General features: G+C 72.5%; 16 protein-coding genes. All 16 read left to right on the plus strand.

The annotated features are described in order from the left end of the window. The first annotated feature begins 301 nt into the window (after positions 1-301). Positions 302-1,537, plus strand: a complete 1,236-nt coding sequence (locus E1281_RS24985; protein ID WP_243717371.1) for an MFS transporter — start codon at positions 302-304, stop codon at positions 1,535-1,537. 40 nt (positions 1,538-1,577) lie between these two features. After that, a complete protein-coding gene (locus tag E1281_RS24990; protein WP_165959087.1) occupies positions 1,578-5,282 on the plus strand; it encodes a nitrate reductase subunit alpha in 3,705 nt (1,234 codons plus the stop codon). Further along, complete coding sequence (gene narH / locus E1281_RS24995; protein WP_131882103.1) at positions 5,283-7,028, plus strand: nitrate reductase subunit beta; 1,746 nt, start codon at positions 5,283-5,285, stop codon at positions 7,026-7,028. It abuts the gene before it with no gap. Beyond that, complete coding sequence (gene narJ / locus E1281_RS25000) at positions 7,025-7,711, plus strand: nitrate reductase molybdenum cofactor assembly chaperone (protein ID WP_243717372.1); 687 nt, start codon at positions 7,025-7,027, stop codon at positions 7,709-7,711. The genes narH and narJ overlap by 4 nt, the downstream gene beginning before the upstream one ends. Next, positions 7,708-8,481 (plus strand): respiratory nitrate reductase subunit gamma, encoded by a 774-nt coding sequence (gene narI / locus E1281_RS25005; RefSeq protein ID WP_131882104.1) that lies wholly within the window; start codon positions 7,708-7,710, stop codon positions 8,479-8,481. The genes narJ and narI overlap by 4 nt, the downstream gene beginning before the upstream one ends. A 91-nt stretch (positions 8,482-8,572) precedes the next feature. Next, entirely contained in the window at positions 8,573-8,962 is a 390-nt protein-coding gene (locus tag E1281_RS25010; protein ID WP_131882105.1) for a hypothetical protein, read from the plus strand. 39 nt (positions 8,963-9,001) lie between these two features. After that, positions 9,002-9,883 carry a Gfo/Idh/MocA family oxidoreductase gene (locus E1281_RS25015; protein ID WP_131882106.1) on the plus strand — a complete coding sequence of 294 codons (882 nt, stop codon included), beginning with the start codon at positions 9,002-9,004 and terminating at the stop codon, positions 9,881-9,883. A 52-nt stretch (positions 9,884-9,935) separates the two neighbouring features. Then, entirely contained in the window at positions 9,936-10,328 is a 393-nt protein-coding gene (locus tag E1281_RS25020) for a rhodanese-like domain-containing protein (RefSeq protein WP_207943478.1), read from the plus strand. After that, positions 10,325-10,849, plus strand: coding sequence for an NAD(P)H-dependent oxidoreductase (locus E1281_RS25025; RefSeq protein WP_131882108.1), 525 nt, complete (start codon positions 10,325-10,327; stop codon positions 10,847-10,849). The genes E1281_RS25020 and E1281_RS25025 overlap by 4 nt, the downstream gene beginning before the upstream one ends. 280 nt (positions 10,850-11,129) lie before the next feature. Further along, positions 11,130-11,837 (plus strand): hypothetical protein, encoded by a 708-nt coding sequence (locus tag E1281_RS25030; protein ID WP_131882109.1) that lies wholly within the window; start codon positions 11,130-11,132, stop codon positions 11,835-11,837. A 380-nt stretch (positions 11,838-12,217) separates the two neighbouring features. Next, positions 12,218-13,144 carry an NAD(P)-dependent oxidoreductase gene (locus E1281_RS25035; protein ID WP_131882110.1) on the plus strand — a complete coding sequence of 309 codons (927 nt, stop codon included), beginning with the start codon at positions 12,218-12,220 and terminating at the stop codon, positions 13,142-13,144. Between the two features lie 7 nt (positions 13,145-13,151). Next, complete coding sequence (locus tag E1281_RS40460; RefSeq protein WP_165959088.1) at positions 13,152-13,319, plus strand: hypothetical protein; 168 nt, start codon at positions 13,152-13,154, stop codon at positions 13,317-13,319. Further along, positions 13,307-13,807: a metallophosphoesterase family protein gene (locus tag E1281_RS25040; RefSeq protein WP_243717374.1), complete on the plus strand. Its 501-nt coding sequence runs from the start codon at positions 13,307-13,309 to the stop codon at positions 13,805-13,807. The genes E1281_RS40460 and E1281_RS25040 overlap by 13 nt, the downstream gene beginning before the upstream one ends. Positions 13,808-13,829: 22 nt before the next feature. Then, positions 13,830-14,453: a phosphotransferase gene (locus E1281_RS25045; RefSeq protein ID WP_207943479.1), complete on the plus strand. Its 624-nt coding sequence runs from the start codon at positions 13,830-13,832 to the stop codon at positions 14,451-14,453. A gap of 226 nt (positions 14,454-14,679) precedes the next feature. Continuing rightward, a complete protein-coding gene (locus E1281_RS25050; protein ID WP_131882112.1) occupies positions 14,680-15,609 on the plus strand; it encodes an RIO1 family regulatory kinase/ATPase in 930 nt (309 codons plus the stop codon). A gap of 156 nt (positions 15,610-15,765) precedes the next feature. Further along, positions 15,766-15,994 (plus strand): hypothetical protein (locus E1281_RS41390; RefSeq protein ID WP_131882113.1); only part of this gene is annotated, 229 nt, incomplete at its 3' end.

Genomic DNA, 15,994 nt, shown 5'->3' on the forward strand with positions numbered 1-15,994 from the left:
CCCCGGCCCGCCGCAGCGCCCCGGCAAGCTCGTCCCCGCTCCGGCTCACGCGCACCCGACCTCCATCCCGGCCCGCCGCCCCACCGGCGGATCCACGCCGAACTCCTGGGTCCAACGCTAGTACCGCGGGCTCGCCCGGGGCGGCGTCCGGGCCCGGGGGCCTCCGTCGAGTCGAAGGTCCCCGTCGGGGTGAGGCGGGCGCGCCGGAGAGGACCCGGCAGGCGTCGATCATGGTTATCCGGTCGGCGGCTGGGAAGGTCCACGGCGATTCGGCTGCTTTGAACGGAAGTGGTGCGGGGACGTGCGGGAGGCGCGGCAGGACGCCGGACCGGGGCCGTCGGTACCGGGGCGCGCGGCGGGCGGCGGGCGGCCGGCGGTCATGCTGGCGATGGCGACGCTCGGGTTCGCGGTGAACTTCTGGGCGTGGGCGCTGCTCAGCCCGCTCGCCCCCCGGTTCCAGGAGTCGCTCGGGCTGTCGTCATTCGAGCAGGCGCTGCTGGTCGCGGTGCCGGTGGTGGTCGGGTCGCTCGGGCGGATCCCGGTGGGGGCGCTCACCGACCGGTTCGGCGGACGGGTGATGTTCCCGGCGCTGTCGGTCATCACGATCCTTCCCGTGCTCTATCTGGGGCTCCTCGGGCATTCGTCGCTCGGGGCCCTGCTGGCGGGCGGGTTCTTCCTCGGCGTCGGCGGCACGGTGTTCGCGGTGGGCGTGCCGTTCGTCAGCGCGTGGTTCCCGCCGGAGCGGCGCGGGCTGGCGCTCGGAGTCTTCGGCGCCGGGATGGGCGGCACGGCCATCGCCGCGCTGACGACGGTCAGGGAGGTCGACGCCTTCGGGATCGAGTTCGCCTTCGAGGTGATGGCCGCGCTGCTCGCGGTCTACGCGGTGGCGGCGTGGTTCGTCCTGCGGGAGGCGCCGGGACGCACGGCGCCCTCGGAGTCGCTGGCCAGGCGGCTGGCGGCCACGGTCCGGCTCGGCGTCACCTGGCGGATGTCGGCCCTGTACGCGGTGGCGTTCGGCGGTTACGTGGCGTTCTCGGTGTACCTGCCCACCTACCTGAAGGCGGAGTACGGCCTCTCGCAGGCGGACGCGGCGACCCGGATGGGCGGGTTCGTGCTGCTGGCCGTGGTCATGCGCCCCCTCGGAGGCTGGCTGTCGGACCGGATCGGCGCGGTCACGGTGATGACCGCGTCCCTGGCCGCCACGACCGCGGGCGCGGCGGTCCAGTCGTTCGCCCCGGCGCTGACGCCGCTCGGGACGATCGCGTTCCTGACCATGGCGGCGGCGCTCGGCGCGGGCAGCGGCGCGACGTTCGCGCTGGTCGGGCGGCTCGCCCCGGCGGACAAGGTCGGCGCGGTCACCGGCGTGGTCGGCGCCGCGGGCGGCCTCGGCGGGTTCGTCCCTCCGCTGGTGATGGGGGCCCTCTGGGGCAGCCTCGGGTCCTACCGGATCGGCCTGCTGCTGCTCGCGATCGTGGCGGCGTCGGCGGCGGTGTTCACCGCCACGGCCGTCCGCCGCGCCGTGCCGCCCCGTCAGTAGACCTGAAACGGAAGGCTCCGCCGACGAAAGGGATGTCAGGGTGGCTTCGACCAAGGGCCGGCCGGGGTTGGACGGGCCGCTGGAGGACGCGCTGGTCGGTACGCGCCGGTTCTTCACCCGTGCGCGGGTGTCCCCGGACCTGCGGACGATGACGAAGGCGGGCGGCCGGGAGGCCGACGCGTTCTACCGCGACCGCTGGTCGCACGACAAGGTGGTGCGCTCCACGCACGGGGTGAACTGCACCGGGTCGTGCTCGTGGAAGGTGTACGTCAAGGACGGCATCATCACCTGGGAGGCGCAGCAGACCGACTACCCGTCGGTCGGGCCCGACCGGCCTGAGTACGAGCCGCGCGGCTGCCCGCGCGGCGCGTCGTTCTCCTGGTACACCTACTCGCCGACGCGCGTGCGCTACCCGTACGTGCGCGGCGTCCTGCTGGAGATGTACCGGGAGGCCAGGGCCCGGACGGGCGACCCGGTGGACGCGTGGCGCGAGATCGTCTCCGACCCGGACAGGGCCCGCGCCTACAAGGCGGCGCGCGGGCGCGGCGGCCTGGTGCGGGCCACGTGGGACGAGGCGACCGAGATGATCGCCGCCGCCCACGTCCACACGATCGCCGAGTACGGGCCGGACCGCGTCGCCGGCTTCTCCCCGATCCCGGCGATGTCGATGGTGTCGCACGCGTCGGGCTCGCGGTTCATGTCCCTGATCGGCGGGACGATGCTGTCGTTCTACGACTGGTACGCCGACCTCCCCGTCGCGTCCCCGCAGGTGTTCGGCGACCAGACCGACGTCCCCGAGTCGGGGGACTGGTGGGACGCCGGGTACCTCATCATGTGGGGCTCCAACCTGTCGGTGACGCGCACCCCCGACGCGCATTGGATGACCGAGGCCCGGTACCGGGGCCAGAAGGTCGTGGCGGTCTCGCCGGACTACGCCGACAACGTCAAGTTCGCCGACGAGTGGCTCGCCGCCCAGCCCGGCACGGACGGCGCCCTGGCGATGGCCATGGGCCACGTCACCCTCAAGGAGTTCTTCGTCGACCGCCGGGTCCCGTACTTCACCGACTACGTCAAGCGCTACAGCGACCTGCCGTTCCTGGTGCGCGTGGAGAAGCGCGGCGACGCGCACGTGCCGTCCAAGTTCCTCACCGCCGCCGACCTGCCGGGCGCCGAGGCGGGCTCCGAGCACGCCGCGTTCAAGACCGTGATCCTGGACGCCGCCACCGGCCGCCCCCTCGTCCCCAACGGGTCCCTGGGGTTCCGGTACGGCGAGTCGGGCGAGGGCCGGTGGAACCTCGACCTCGGCGACGCCGACCCGCTGCTGTCCGCCGAGGGCGGCGGCGACGCGGTGGAGGTCGAGCTGGCCCGTTTCGACGCCCCCGACGGCTCGCCGCGGACGCTCCGGCGCGGGGTGCCCGTCCGGAACGTCGGCGGCCACCTGGTCACGACCGTCTACGACCTGCTCCTCGCCCAGTACGGCGTGAAGCGCGACGGTCTGCCCGGCTCGTGGCCGTCCGGGTACGACGACGCGTCCGAGCCGTGCACGCCCGCGTGGCAGGAGGCCATCACGGGCGTCCCGGCGCGGGCCGCGGAGCGCATCGGACGGGAGTTCGCCGCCAACGCCGAGGAGTCCCGCGGCCGCTCGATGATCGTCATGGGCGCGGGGACCAACCACTGGTTCCACTCCGACACGATCTACCGGGCGTTCCTGGCGCTGACCACGCTGACCGGCTGCCAGGGCGTGAACGGCGGCGGCTGGGCGCACTACGTGGGCCAGGAGAAGTGCCGCCCGGTGACGGGATGGGCGCAGCTCGCGGGCGCGCTGGACTGGTCCCGCCCGGCGCGCCAGATGATCGGCACCGCGTACTGGTACCTGCACACCGACCAGTTCCGCTACGACCGGTTCGGCGCCGACACCCTCGCGGCGGCCCGGACGGGGGACGGCGCCGGGCAGCTCACCGGCCGCTCCACCGCCGACGCCATCGCGCAGGCGGCTCGGCTCGGCTGGATGCCGTCCTACCCGACGTTCGACCGCAACCCCCTGGACCTGGCCGACGAGGCGGAGGCTGCCGGCAGGCGGCCCGGCGACCACGTCGTGGACGAGCTGAAGGCCGGGCGGCTCGGGTTCGCCTGCCAGGACCCCGACGCCCCGGAGAACTTCCCCCGCGTCCTGTCGGTCTGGCGGGCCAACCTGCTCGGCTCGTCCGCCAAGGGCAACGAGTACTTCCTCAAGCACCTGCTCGGCACCGGCAACGCCGTCCGGGCCGAGGAGACGCGGCCCGAGAACCGGCCCAAGGACGTCGTCTGGCACGAGGACGCCCCGGCCGGCAAACTCGACCTCCTGCTGTCGCTGGACTTCCGGATGACCAGCACCACGATCTACTCCGACGTCGTGCTGCCCGCGGCGACCTGGTACGAGAAGCACGACCTCAACACCACCGACATGCACCCGTTCGTGCACTCGTTCAACCCGGCGATCTCCCCGCCGTGGCAGACCCGCAGCGACTGGCGGGCGTTCCAGGACATCGCGGCCGCGTTCAGCCGGCTCGCCGAGCGGCACCTCGGCGTCCGCACGGACCTCGTCGCCGTGCCGCTGCTGCACGACACGCCCGACGAGATGGCCACGCCGCACGGCCGCGTCGCCGACTGGGCGAAGGGCGAGTGCGAGCCCGTCCCCGGCGTCACGATGCCGAAGCTCGTCGCGGTGGAGCGCGACTACCCCGCGGTCGCCGCGAAGATGACGGCGCTCGGCCCGCTCGCCGAGCGGCTCGGCGCGACCACCAAGGGCGTCACGTTCGACCTGGAACGCGAGGTCGAGTACCTGAAGCACAAGAACGGCGCCGTGCGGGGCGGCCCGGCCGACGGGCGGCCGTCGCTGAAGCGCGACGTCCACGCCTGCGAGATGATCCTCACGCTGTCGGGGACGACGAACGGCCACCTGGCCACCCAGGGCTTCCGGGCCTTGGAGAGGCGCACCGGCACCCGGCTGGCCGACCTGGCCGCCGAGCACGAGGGCACGCGGATCACCTTCGCCGACACCCAGGCCCGGCCCGTCCCGGTCATCACCTCGCCGGAATGGTCCGGGTCGGAGAGCGGCGGACGGCGCTACTCGCCGTTCACCATCAACGTCGAGCGCCTCAAGCCCTGGCACACCCTCACCGGGCGGCAGCACTTCTACCTCGACCACGACTGGATGGAGGAGCTCGGCGAGCAGCTGCCCACGTTCCGGCCGCCGCTCGACATGACCGCGCTGTTCGGCGAGCCCGAGATCGGGGAGACCGGCGAGCTGGGGCTGGCCGTCCGGTACCTCACCCCGCACAACAAGTGGTCGATCCACTCCGAGTACCAGGACAACCTGTTCATGCTGTCGCTGTCGCGCGGCGGCCCGTCGATCTGGATGAGCGGCGCGGACGCGGCGAAGATCGGCGTCCGGGACAACGACTGGATCGAGGCCGTCAACCGCAACGGCGTCGTCGTCGCCCGCGCGATCGTCTCCCACCGCATGCCGGAGGGGACGGTGTACATGTACCACGCGCAGGACCGGCTGATCGACGTCCCGCGCTCGGAGACCTCCGGCCGCCGCGGCGGCATCCACAACTCGCTGACCCGGCTGCTGATCAAGCCGAGCCATCTCATCGGCGGGTACGCGCAGCTGTCGTTCGCGTTCAACTACCTCGGCCCGACCGGCAACCAGCGCGACGAGGTGACCGTGATCCGCCGCCGCTCCCAGGAGGTGACCTACTAGATGCGCGTGATGGCGCAGATGTCGATGGTGATGAACCTCGACAAGTGCATCGGCTGCCACACCTGCTCGGTCACCTGCAAGCAGGCGTGGACCAACCGCAGCGGCGTCGAGTACGTGTGGTTCAACAACGTCGAGACCCGTCCCGGGCAGGGCTACCCCCGCCGGTACGAGGACCAGGAGCGCTGGAAGGGCGGCTGGACGTTGAACAAGCGCGGGCGCCTGGCGCTCAAGGGCGGCGGCCGGCTCCGCAAGCTGCTGACGATCTTCGCGAACCCCAAGCTCCCCGACATCCACGACTACTACGAGCCCTGGACCTACGACTACGAGAACCTCACCAGCGCGCCCCTCCAGGAGCACACCCCGGTCGCGCGGCCCAAGTCGCTGCTGTCGGGCGAGGACATGCAGATCACGTGGTCGGCGAACTGGGACGACGACCTCGGCGGGTCGATCGAGCACGGGGACGAGGACGTCCTGCTCAAGGAGATCTCCGACAAGGTGAAGATGGAGTTCGACCAGACCTTCATGTTCTACCTGCCGCGGATCTGCGAGCACTGCCTCAACCCGAGCTGCGCGGCGTCCTGCCCGTCAGGGGCCATCTACAAGCGGACCGAGGACGGCATCGTCCTGGTCGACCAGGACCGGTGCCGCGGCTGGCGGATGTGCGTGTCCGGCTGCCCGTACAAGAAGATGTACTTCAACCACCGGACCGGCAAGGCCGAGAAGTGCACGTTCTGCTTCCCGCGCATCGAGGTCGGCATCCCCACCGTCTGCTCGGAGACGTGCGTGGGGAGGCTCCGCTACATCGGCCTGGTCCTCTACGACGCCGAAAAGGTGCTGGAGGCCGCGTCCGCCCCCGACGACACCGACCTCTACGAGGCGCAGCGCGAGGTTTTCCTCGACCCGGACGACCCGGGGGTCATCGCCGCCGCCGAGCGGGACGGCGTCCCCGCCGACTGGATCGAGGCCGCCCAGCGGTCCCCGATCCACGCGCTGATCAACACCTACAAGGTGGCGCTGCCGCTGCATCCGGAGTACCGGACGATGCCGATGGTCTGGTACATCCCGCCGCTGTCGCCGGTCGTGGACGTCGTCCGCGACACCGGCCACGACGCCGAGGACCCCGGGAACCTGTTCGCCGCGATCGACGCGCTGCGCATCCCCGTCGAGTACCTCGCGGAGCTGTTCACCGCCGGGGACACCGCGCCGGTGGACGCCGTCCTGCGCAGGCTGGCCGCGATGCGGTCCTACATGCGCGACCTCAACCTCGGCCGCGACGCCGACGACGCCATCCCCGGGAGCGTCGGGATGACGGGCGAGGCGATGTACGACATGTACCGGCTGCTGGCGCTCGCCAAGTACGACGAGCGGTACGTGATCCCGGCCGCGCACGCCGAGCAGGCGCACGGGCTGGAAGAGCTGGCCACCGACTGCAGCCTGAACTACGAGGGCGGGCCCGGCATGGGCGGCTCCGGCCTGGGCGGCGGCTCGGGCCCGTTCGGCGAGGGCTCCGGCGGCCCGAACCCGGTCGCCGTGGAGAACTTCCACATGCTCCAGCAGCGCCAGACCGCCGACAGCTCGGTGGACCCGGAGAACAAGAACAAGCGCGTCAACCTGCTCAACTGGGACGGCAAGGGCGCCCCGTCCGGGCTGTTCCCCGAACGCAGGGACGGAGGCCGGGAACCGGGACCGGGCGGCGCGAACCCGCCCGCCGACTCCGGCGACGCCGGAACGGAGCCGAAACCGTGAGGATCGGATCGTCGAAGAAGGCCGGGCTCGGCGACGCCGAGCTGGCCGCGGCCTGGCAGGTCGCGTCCCTGCTGCTCGGCTACCCGGACGCCGAGCTGCTGGAACGGCGCCCGCTGCTCCGCCGGGCCGTCGAGGGACTGCCCGCGTCCGCGGCCGCACCGCTGGGCCGCTTCCTGGACCACCTGGACGCGACCCCTCTGAGGGACCTGGAGTCGGACTACGTCGCCACGTTCGACCACCGCAAGCGGTGCTGCCTCTACCTGTCGTACTACGCCTACGGCGACACCCGTAAGCGGGGGATGGCCCTGCTGCGCTTCAAGCAGGCCTACGAGGCGGCGGGGCTCGTCCTGGACGACGGGGAACTGCCCGACCATCTGGCCGTGGTGCTGGAGTTCGCCGCGACGGGGGACCTCGCGCAAGGGCGGCGGCTGCTGCTGGAGCACCGCGCCGGCCTGGAGCTGCTGCGCCTCGCGCTCACCGAGTGCGGGTCGCCGTGGGCGGCCGTCCTGGAGGCGGTCTCGGCGACGCTGCCGCCGCTGACCGGCCGCACCGAGGAGGCCGTCGCCCGCCTCATCGCCGAGGGCCCGCCCGAGGAGGAGGTCGGCCTCGACCCCTACGGGAGCGGCGCAGCGGCCTCCGGTCCCGTCTTCCTGCCCGATCCGGTCCTGGAGGCCCGTTCATGACCAGTCACCCGGCGGTCCTCGCCGCCCCGGACGGCGGCGGGCCGGGCGTCGGCGGCGTACTCCTGTGGGTCGCCCTGCCCTACGTCACGATCGCGGTGTTCGTCCTCGGGCACATCTGGCGGTACCGCTACGACAAGTTCGGCTGGACGACCCGCTCGTCCCAGCTGTACGAGCGGCGCCTGCTGCGCGTCGGCAGCCCGCTGTTCCACTTCGGGATCCTCGTCGTGGCGCTCGGCCACGTCGGCGGCCTGCTGATCCCCGACCGCTGGACGGAGGCCGTCGGCGTCACCGAGCACGTGTACCACGTCATCGCCGTCGTCCTCGGCACCATCGCCGGGTTCTGCACCCTCGCCGGCCTCACGATCCTGATCTACCGGCGCCGGACGGTCGGCCCCGTGTTCGCCGCGACGACCCGCAACGACAAGATGATGTACGCGGTGCTCGTGGTGACCGTCCTGCTCGGGCTCGCGGCGACGGTGGCCGCCAACATCGTGGGCGGCGGCTACAACTACCGGGAGACGGTGTCCCCGTGGTTCCGGTCGGTCTTCTACCTGCGGCCGGACCCGGAACTGATGACCGGCGTGCCGCTCCTGTTCCAGCTGCACGCGCTCAGCGCCCTGGCGCTGTTCTGCATCTGGCCCTTCACGCGGCTGGTGCACATGCTCACCGCCCCGGTCGGGTACCTGACGCGCCCCTACATCGTGTACCGCAGCCGTGACGAGCAGCTGGGAATGCACCGGCCGCGCCGCGGCTGGGAACGCGTCCCCTGAGGGGTCAGGGTGGTGCGCGACCCGGCCGGAGCGGGCGATAGCGTCCCGGTGAACCGTCCCCGACGCCCCGGTCCGCCCAGGGAGGCATCCCGTGCTCGAGGTCACCACCGCCGATCTGCGGCTCTTCCTTCACGTGCTCGCCGCGACGATCTGGGTCGGCGGGCAGATCACGCTCGGCGCCCTCGTCCCGGCCCTGCGCGGCTTCGAGGGCGTCACCAAGGCCGCCGCCCGCCGCTACAACCTGCTCGCCTGGCCCGCGTTCGCCGTCCTCGCCCTCACCGGCGTCTGGAACATCACCGCCGGCGACATGGGCGACGCCGCTCAGCGCACCCTGGAGGTGAAGCTCGTCTTCGTCCTCCTGTCGGGCGTGGCCGCGTTCCTGCACACCCGGGCGAAATCGAAGGCCGGCCTGGCCACCTGGGGCGCCCTCGGCCTCGTGGGTGCCCTGGCCGCCCTCTTCTTCGGCGTCCAGCTCGGCTGACGAGCCGCCCGGTACAGGTAGATCGTCTAGGTTTGCCCCATGAGTGATTCTGTGGCGGTGGGGCTGGCCGGGGCGGGGCACTGGGCCGGGATCGTGCACGCGCCCGCCCTCGCGGCGGGGCCGTCCACGCGGCTCGCCGGCGTGTGGGCCCGGCGCGCGGAGGCGTCCGCAGAGTTGGCCGGCAGGCACGGCGTGCCCTCGTTCGGACGGATCGAGGAGCTGTTCGACGCCTGCGACGCCGTGGCGTTCTCCGTCCCGCCGGACGTCCAGGCGGACCTCGCGGTGAAGGCCGCCCGCGCGGGCAAGGCCGTCCTGCTGGAGAAGCCCCTCGCCATGGACCTCGACGGCGCCCGCCGGCTGGCCGGCGCCATCGCCGAGGCGGGCGTCGTCTCCCAGATGGTCTTCACCCTGCGGTACTCGCGCGCCGCCCGCGACTTCCTCGGCCGGGTGCGCGGCCTGGACCCGTTCGGCGGCTACGGCTCGTTCGTCTCCTCGACGCTGAGCGGCGGGCCCTTCGCCACGCCCTGGCGGCTGGAGAGGGGCGCGCTGCTCGACCTCGGCCCGCACATCGTCGACCTGCTGGACGCCTCGCTCGGCCAGGTCGTGGGCGTGCGCGCCCACGGGGACCCGCTCGGCTGGCTGGGGCTGACCCTGGACCACGAGGGCGGCGCGGTCAGCCAGGCGTCGGTCTCCATGGCCGGGACGGGGGAGCTGCCGCCCGCGCACATCGAGGTCTACGGGCGGAAGGGACACGCCCGGCTCGACTGGTCGCAGCTCGGCGACGACGCGTTCGCGACCATGGTCGCGGAGTTCGCCTCGGCGGTCCGGGGAGAGGCCGGGAACCCTCTGGACGCCGCGCACGGCCTGCGGATCCAGGAGATCCTCGCCTCGGCCGAGGCGCAGCTCGCCGGCGCCGACTGATCCAGATATTTCCGATTGGCGCTATAGGGAACCGGCTGCCATGCTGGATGCCATGGCTCGTACCATCGATGACATCCTCGGCGAGGCGCGCGGCCGGCTCGTCCGACTCGAACCAGGCCAGGCCCACGCCGAGACGCGGGACGGCGCCCTGCTCGTCGACATCCGCCCCGCGGCCCAACGGGCCGCCGAGGGCGAGGTGCCCGGCGCGCTGATCGTGGAACGCAACGTGCTGGAATGGCGCCTGGACCCGGCGTCCGGGGCCCGGCTGCCCGAGGCGACCGGCCACGACCTGCGCGTCATCGTGCTCTGCTCGGAGGGATACACCTCCAGCCTCGCGGCCGCGTCCCTGCACGACCTCGGCCTCTCCCGCGCCACCGACGTCGTGGGCGGTTTCCAGGCGTGGCGGGCCGCGGGCCTGCCGACGACGGGGGGAGCGGGCGCGTGAGCACCGTCGCGCTGGTGGGGAACCCGCGGCCGAAGTCGCGCACGCTCGGCGTGGCGCTCCAGGCCGCCGAGGCGGTCGGCGAGCGGGTCGGCGTCACCGGCGAGACCGAGATCGTCGACCTGTCCGCGCTGGCGCCCGACCTGCTGAGCGCCGTCCCGCCGCCCGACGTCCAGCACGCGCTGGACACCGTCGGCTCCGCGGACGTCCTGGTCGTGGCGAGCCCGACGTACAAGGCCACCTACACCGGCGTGCTGAAGGTGTTCCTGGACCGCTTCGGCGCCGGGTCGCTGGCGTCCACGGCCGCCCTGCCCCTCCTGGTCATGGGCGACGCCAGGCACTCCCTCGCCGTGGAGACGCACCTGCGGCCGCTCCTCGTCGAACTGGGCGCGAGCGTCCCGACCCCGGGCCTGGCGATGCTCGAGTCGCAGCTCGCGGACGCCGAGCAGGTCATCGGGGCCTGGGCGGACCGCGTCGCCCCCCAGGTGTCCGCCTTCCTCACGGGCCGGTCCACCGCCCCCTGACCGGCGGGGAGGACCCGCCATTTCCTGCGTTATTCTCCGAGCGCGCTCGGCCGATTTCACAGCGTACTTCCATGTTCGTGTTAGTGATCTGCCGAGCCGTTTTATCGGTGTCGTATAAAACGTGAACTCATTTCTGATCGGGTCTTTGTTTCTCCGGAACACTCGGGTACAAACAGGGTGTATTCCGCGCGGTCATGAACGCTCTGCTCGCCGCGCGAAGGGGGCCGCGTGCGGGTGTGCCGCACGCGGAAGGAGAAGCCCCTTCCGAGGAGGAGACCCCGTGAAAGCTCCCAGCAGACTCGCCACGCCGGTGTTGGCCGTTTCCGCCGCGCTGGCCCTGACCGCGGGCACCGCGTCCGCCGCGACCACCACCATCCGCGAGGAGACCGCCACCGGAGCGCCGTACTCCGGCAACTGGCAGGTCGCCACGGTGGGGACGCTCGACTTCTCCGTCGACTTCCTGGGCTCGGAGGTGACGGGATCCTGCGAGAGCGCGACGCTCCAGGGCACGGTCGCGTCCACCGGCCCCGGGGAGCTGACCGCGGCGTCGATCGGCGCCTGCGAGACCTCGAACGGGCTCAGCTCGCCCCCGACCGACCTCGACCTGGGCGACTTGCCCGACAAGAGCGGCGCTGTCGCCTACGACCCGGTCGAGGGCGGTCGCGACGGCACCCTCTCGATCAACGGCGACCTGGAGTTCATGATCGAGGGGCAGATCCTCGGATTCACGGTCAGGTGCTACTACGGCTTCCGCTCCGGCGACACTCCCGGACTGGTGTTCGACGTCTACAACCGCGACAACCCGAACCGCCCGCTCCCGGACCATGACGACGCCCAGGGCGCCTCGGACGACATCACGCTCGTCCGGCAACCGGGGAGCAGCGGCCTGTGCCCGGAGAACGGCACCGGCAGCGGCTCAGCGATCGCCCGGGGTGAGAGCACGCCGGGCTCCGGCGTCTTCGACCGCAAGCTGTACCTGACCTCGTAACCGCCGGAGAACGGGCGAGACGGCCGGGCCCCGGGGCAGGTGCAAGGGAGTGGCCATCCTCCTCGGGGCCCGGCCGCCCCCGTTCCCTCGCGGTGCTGGGTCGCCGTGTCGGAACGACCGGGGGCGTACGGCCGGAATCCTTCTGGGCGAACGCGAGGAGTTCGAGCGTAACTCCGCTGGTCAGCACTCGGTAATGACAGCGCGCTTACAGTTGTTTCCCACCGGTGTCCGAGACCCGCCGTGGCAAAATCACCCGTCCCGCGGCGGCGGCATGTGACCTGAAACACGCCCGGGGACGTCACGCCCGGCGGCCCTGTCCCGTCCTGATGCCGAAACCGTCGTTTCCCGGCGACCGGCCGGGACGGATCAGGGAGGTCACCATGCGCGTTCTCGTCGCGGGCTCCACCGGGGCCATCGGACGCCGGCTCGTCCCGCTGCTGGAGGCCGTCGGGCACGAGGTGACCGGGCTGGCCCGGACCCGCGGCGCGGACGGCGGCCGGCTGGTCACCGCCGACGCGCTCGACCGCGGCGCGGTGACCCGCGCCGTGGCGGAGGCCGCGCCGGACGCCGTCGTCAACCTCCTCACCGCGATCCCCGCCGCACCCGACCCGCGGCGCCTGGCCCGCGACTTCGCGGCCACCAACCGGCTCCGCACCGAAGGCACCCGCAACCTGTACGCAGCGGCGGAGAAGGCGGGCGCCGGCCGGATCCTCGCCGAGGGCCTCGCCTACGCCTACCAGCCGGGCGACGGCCTGGCCGGCGAGGACGCGCCCCTGTGGACCGACCGCACGCCCAAGCAGTTCGCGCCGGTCCTCGCCGCCCTCGTCGAACTCGAACGGCTGACCGCCGGGGCCGGCGGCCTGGTCCTGCGGTTCGGCCACCTGTACGGGCCGGGCACCGCGTTCGCGAAGGACGGCGCGTTCGCGAACCGCATCCGCGCGGGGAAGATCCCCGTGGTCGGCGCCGGGAACTCGACGCTGTCGTTCACCCATTCCGACGACGCCGCCACCGCCCTGCTGGCCGCGCTCGACAAGGATCTGGCCGGTGTCCTGAACGTCGTGGACGACACCCCCGTCACCATGGCCGAGTTCCTGCCCGCGTTCGCGCGGACGCTCGGCGCGCCCGCACCCAAGCGCGTCCCCGCCGCCCTCGCCCGGCTCGCCGTCGGCGGCTGGGGCGTCGCGTACATGAACGGCCTGCGCGGCGCCGACAACACCCGCGCCCGGCTCCGCCTCGACTGGCGCCCGCGGTACCCGTCCTGGACGGCCGGTCTCCCGGCGGACGGCGGCCCGGCCCGCGCGGCATGATCGTTCCATGGACGCGACGACCGAGACCTCCGAGGAGAGCCGCCCGCCGCCCCTCGGCCCGGCCCACCGGCTCGGCACGCCCGGCCGAGGACGCCGCGGAGCGCCCCGCCCGGGGCCCGCCGGGCGCGCCCCGCCCGTCCCGCCGCGTCCCCGTGCGGGACAATGGGACACGTGAGAGCGGTCGCGATCTCCGACACCCACGCGCCCCGGCGGTGGAAGTCCTGCCCGCCGCGGGTGGCCGAGCACCTGCGGGACGCCGACGTGATCCTGCACGCCGGCGACGTGTGCACCGCCTCCGTCCTCGACGAACTCGCCGGGTACGCGCCCGTCCACGCCGTCCTCGGCAACAACGACGGCCCGGACGTCGCCGATTGGGGCGCACCGGAACGCCTCGAACTCGACCTCGGCGGCCTCGCGGTCGCCATGGTCCACGACAGCGGCCAGGCCCGCGGCCGGACGGCGCGGATGCGCCGCTGGTTCCCCGCCGCCGACCTCGTCGTCTTCGGGCATTCGCACATTCCCCTGGACGAGACCGGTGACGGCGTCCGCATCTTCAACCCCGGATCGCCCACCGACCGGCGCCGCCAGCCCCACGGCACGCTCGGCGTCCTCGACATCCGCGACGGCCGGCTCACCGGCGCGGAAATCATTCCCGTCACCTGACCGGGGCCGCGAGAATGCGTGCATGGACGCACCGAACGAGCGCCTTCCCTGGGAACGAACACCTGAGCACGTCCGGGCCGACGTAGAGGCCCTGCTCGGCGCCCGGGTCGTCGACGCGGAGACCCGGCCGGGCGGGTTCTCCCCGGGCGTCGCCGCGCGCCTGCGCCTGGAGGGCGGGCGCAGCGCGTTCGTCAAATCCGCCGGTCCCGAACCCAACCCCGACACTCCCCGCCTCCATCGCGCGGAGGCCCGGATCGCCTCCGTCCTGCCTCCGTCCGCGCCCGTGCCCCGGCTGCTCGGCTCCTTCGACCGGCACGGCTGGGTCACCCTCGTGTTCGACGATGTCGACGGCCGGCCCCCCCGCGAACCCTGGGACGCCGCCGAACTGGACCGCGTCCTGGCCGCGCTCGGCGATCTCGCGTCCGCCATGACCCCGGCGCCCATCGACGCCCCCACCGCCGCCGAACGCTTCGGCGAAGCCTTCCGGGGCTGGCGGTCCTGGCCGCCGGGGAGGATCTCGGCGGCCTCGACCCCTGGGCCCGCCGGAACCTCGCCCGGCTGGCCGCCCTGGAAGGCGCCTGGGAGGCCGCGTCCACCGGCACGACGCTCGCCCACGCCGACCTCCGCGCCGACAACCTCCTGCTGACCGACGACCGGGTCGTGGTCGTCGACTGGCCGTGGGCGTGCCTTGCGGCGCCGTGGTTCGACCTGGTTGAGACTTTTCACGGTACTTGGCATCTTCGCTCGCTAGGTGGCACCTGCTTGTGGCCACAGCTTCCTACTCGGACTCCGGGACGGGCAGGCGTGACCAAGAATCCCTGGACGAGGTTGCCGACACCTATGGGGCGAGGTTCGGCGATAGTGAACGACCGATGACCGGCACCGCGGTTCGGCCGTCCTGGGCCCAGCTCCCCGCCACCCTGCGCGACGGCCTGAACGTCCGGCTCGGTCCCATCCGCCACACCCAAGTTCAAGGCGGTGGGTTCACCCCTGGCTTGGCCGCCCGGGTGCTTCTGGCCGATGGACGGCGTGCCTTCGTGAAGGGCATCCGCGCCGATCATGTGCTGGCCGACCAGTATCGGGCCGAGGCCCGCGTAGCCGCCGCCCTGCCGGGATCGGTGCCCGCCCCGGCCCTGTGGTGGTCGCAGGAGTTCGCCGGGTGGGTCGTTCTGGTCTTTGACGACGCCGCAGGCTGTCATGCGAATCCGTCGCCGGGATCGGCGGATGTACCTCGGGTCGTGTCCATGGTCGCCGGGCTGGCGGCGGCCCTGACCCCGTGCCCGGCGCAGGTGCCCGCCGCCGAAGATGAACTGGCCGCCTTCGTCCACGGTTGGGCGGAGCTGGCGGCCGCCCCACCGGCGGACCTGGACGGGTGGGCGCGCCGTCATCTGACCAAGCTGGCGCGGACCGAGACAGAATGGCTGGCGGCCGCTAAGGGCGACACTCTCCTCCATGGCGATATTAGCGCTTCAAACATGCTCGTCACGCCAGAGCGCGTGCTGCTGGTGGATTGGGCACAAACCATACGCGGCGCCGCCTGGCTCGACATCACCGACCTCATCCCGCACCTCGTGCTCGCCGGGCACACACCGCAAGCGGCCGAGGCCCTGGTCACCGACGCGCTGAACACGGCAGGCGCCGACCAGGAGATGGTCACCAGCTACGCGGTGGCGTTCGCGGGCTATTGGGCCCGCGTCAGCCGCCTTCCGGCCCCACCCGGCGTTCCCCACCTTCGCGGCTACCAAGCACGGGCCGCAGACGCCGCCTTGCGCTGGGTGCGGCACTGCACCAAATGGGAGTAATTGGGCCCGCACTGCCGATCCCCGCTGCTCGGATGGCGACTCAAGCAATAAGCGACCCGTCGAATTGGCCATGCCATGCCAAACGGCTCATACAAGTTCGGTGGAGTTGTAAGGAAATAATGCGGTGTGTCTCGTGTTCCGGTTTGATGGGGTGCTATGGCGATCCCGGGCGAGGTCCGCGAGCAGCTGGCGGTGCGGTTTGCGGTATTGCTGCCTCATTTGAACGAGCGGCAGCAGCGTCTGGCGTTGGCGACCGAGCGGAACCTGTCAAACCGGATGAGACGTCAGGCCACGTGGGTGGTTTGTGGCTTGTTGTCGGTCTGGGGTTGGGGTGGCGGGTTGATCCAGACCTTGTCCGGTAGCGGGGGCGGTGAGGGGCACCGGC

Source organism: Actinomadura sp. KC345, assembly GCF_004348515.1.
Taxonomy (GTDB): Bacteria; Actinomycetota; Actinomycetes; order Streptosporangiales; family Streptosporangiaceae; genus Spirillospora.

What these genes read in the sequence shown, in the direction of transcription:
- narH (WP_131882103.1), top strand. Translation starts at nt 5,283, where the DNA reads ATGCGCGTGATGGCGCAGATGTCGATGGTGATGAACCTCGACAAGTGC.
- narI (WP_131882104.1), top strand. Translation starts at nt 7,708, where the DNA reads ATGACCAGTCACCCGGCGGTCCTCGCCGCCCCGGACGGCGGCGGGCCG.
- E1281_RS25015 (WP_131882106.1), top strand. Translation starts at nt 9,002, where the DNA reads ATGAGTGATTCTGTGGCGGTGGGGCTGGCCGGGGCGGGGCACTGGGCC.
- E1281_RS25020 (WP_207943478.1), top strand. Translation starts at nt 9,936, where the DNA reads ATGGCTCGTACCATCGATGACATCCTCGGCGAGGCGCGCGGCCGGCTC.
- E1281_RS25035 (WP_131882110.1), top strand. Translation starts at nt 12,218, where the DNA reads ATGCGCGTTCTCGTCGCGGGCTCCACCGGGGCCATCGGACGCCGGCTC.
- E1281_RS40460 (WP_165959088.1), top strand. Translation starts at nt 13,152, where the DNA reads ATGGACGCGACGACCGAGACCTCCGAGGAGAGCCGCCCGCCGCCCCTC.
- E1281_RS25040 (WP_243717374.1), top strand. Translation starts at nt 13,307, where the DNA reads ATGGGACACGTGAGAGCGGTCGCGATCTCCGACACCCACGCGCCCCGG.
- E1281_RS25045 (WP_207943479.1), top strand. Translation starts at nt 13,830, where the DNA reads ATGGACGCACCGAACGAGCGCCTTCCCTGGGAACGAACACCTGAGCAC.
- E1281_RS25050 (WP_131882112.1), top strand. Translation starts at nt 14,680, where the DNA reads ATGACCGGCACCGCGGTTCGGCCGTCCTGGGCCCAGCTCCCCGCCACC.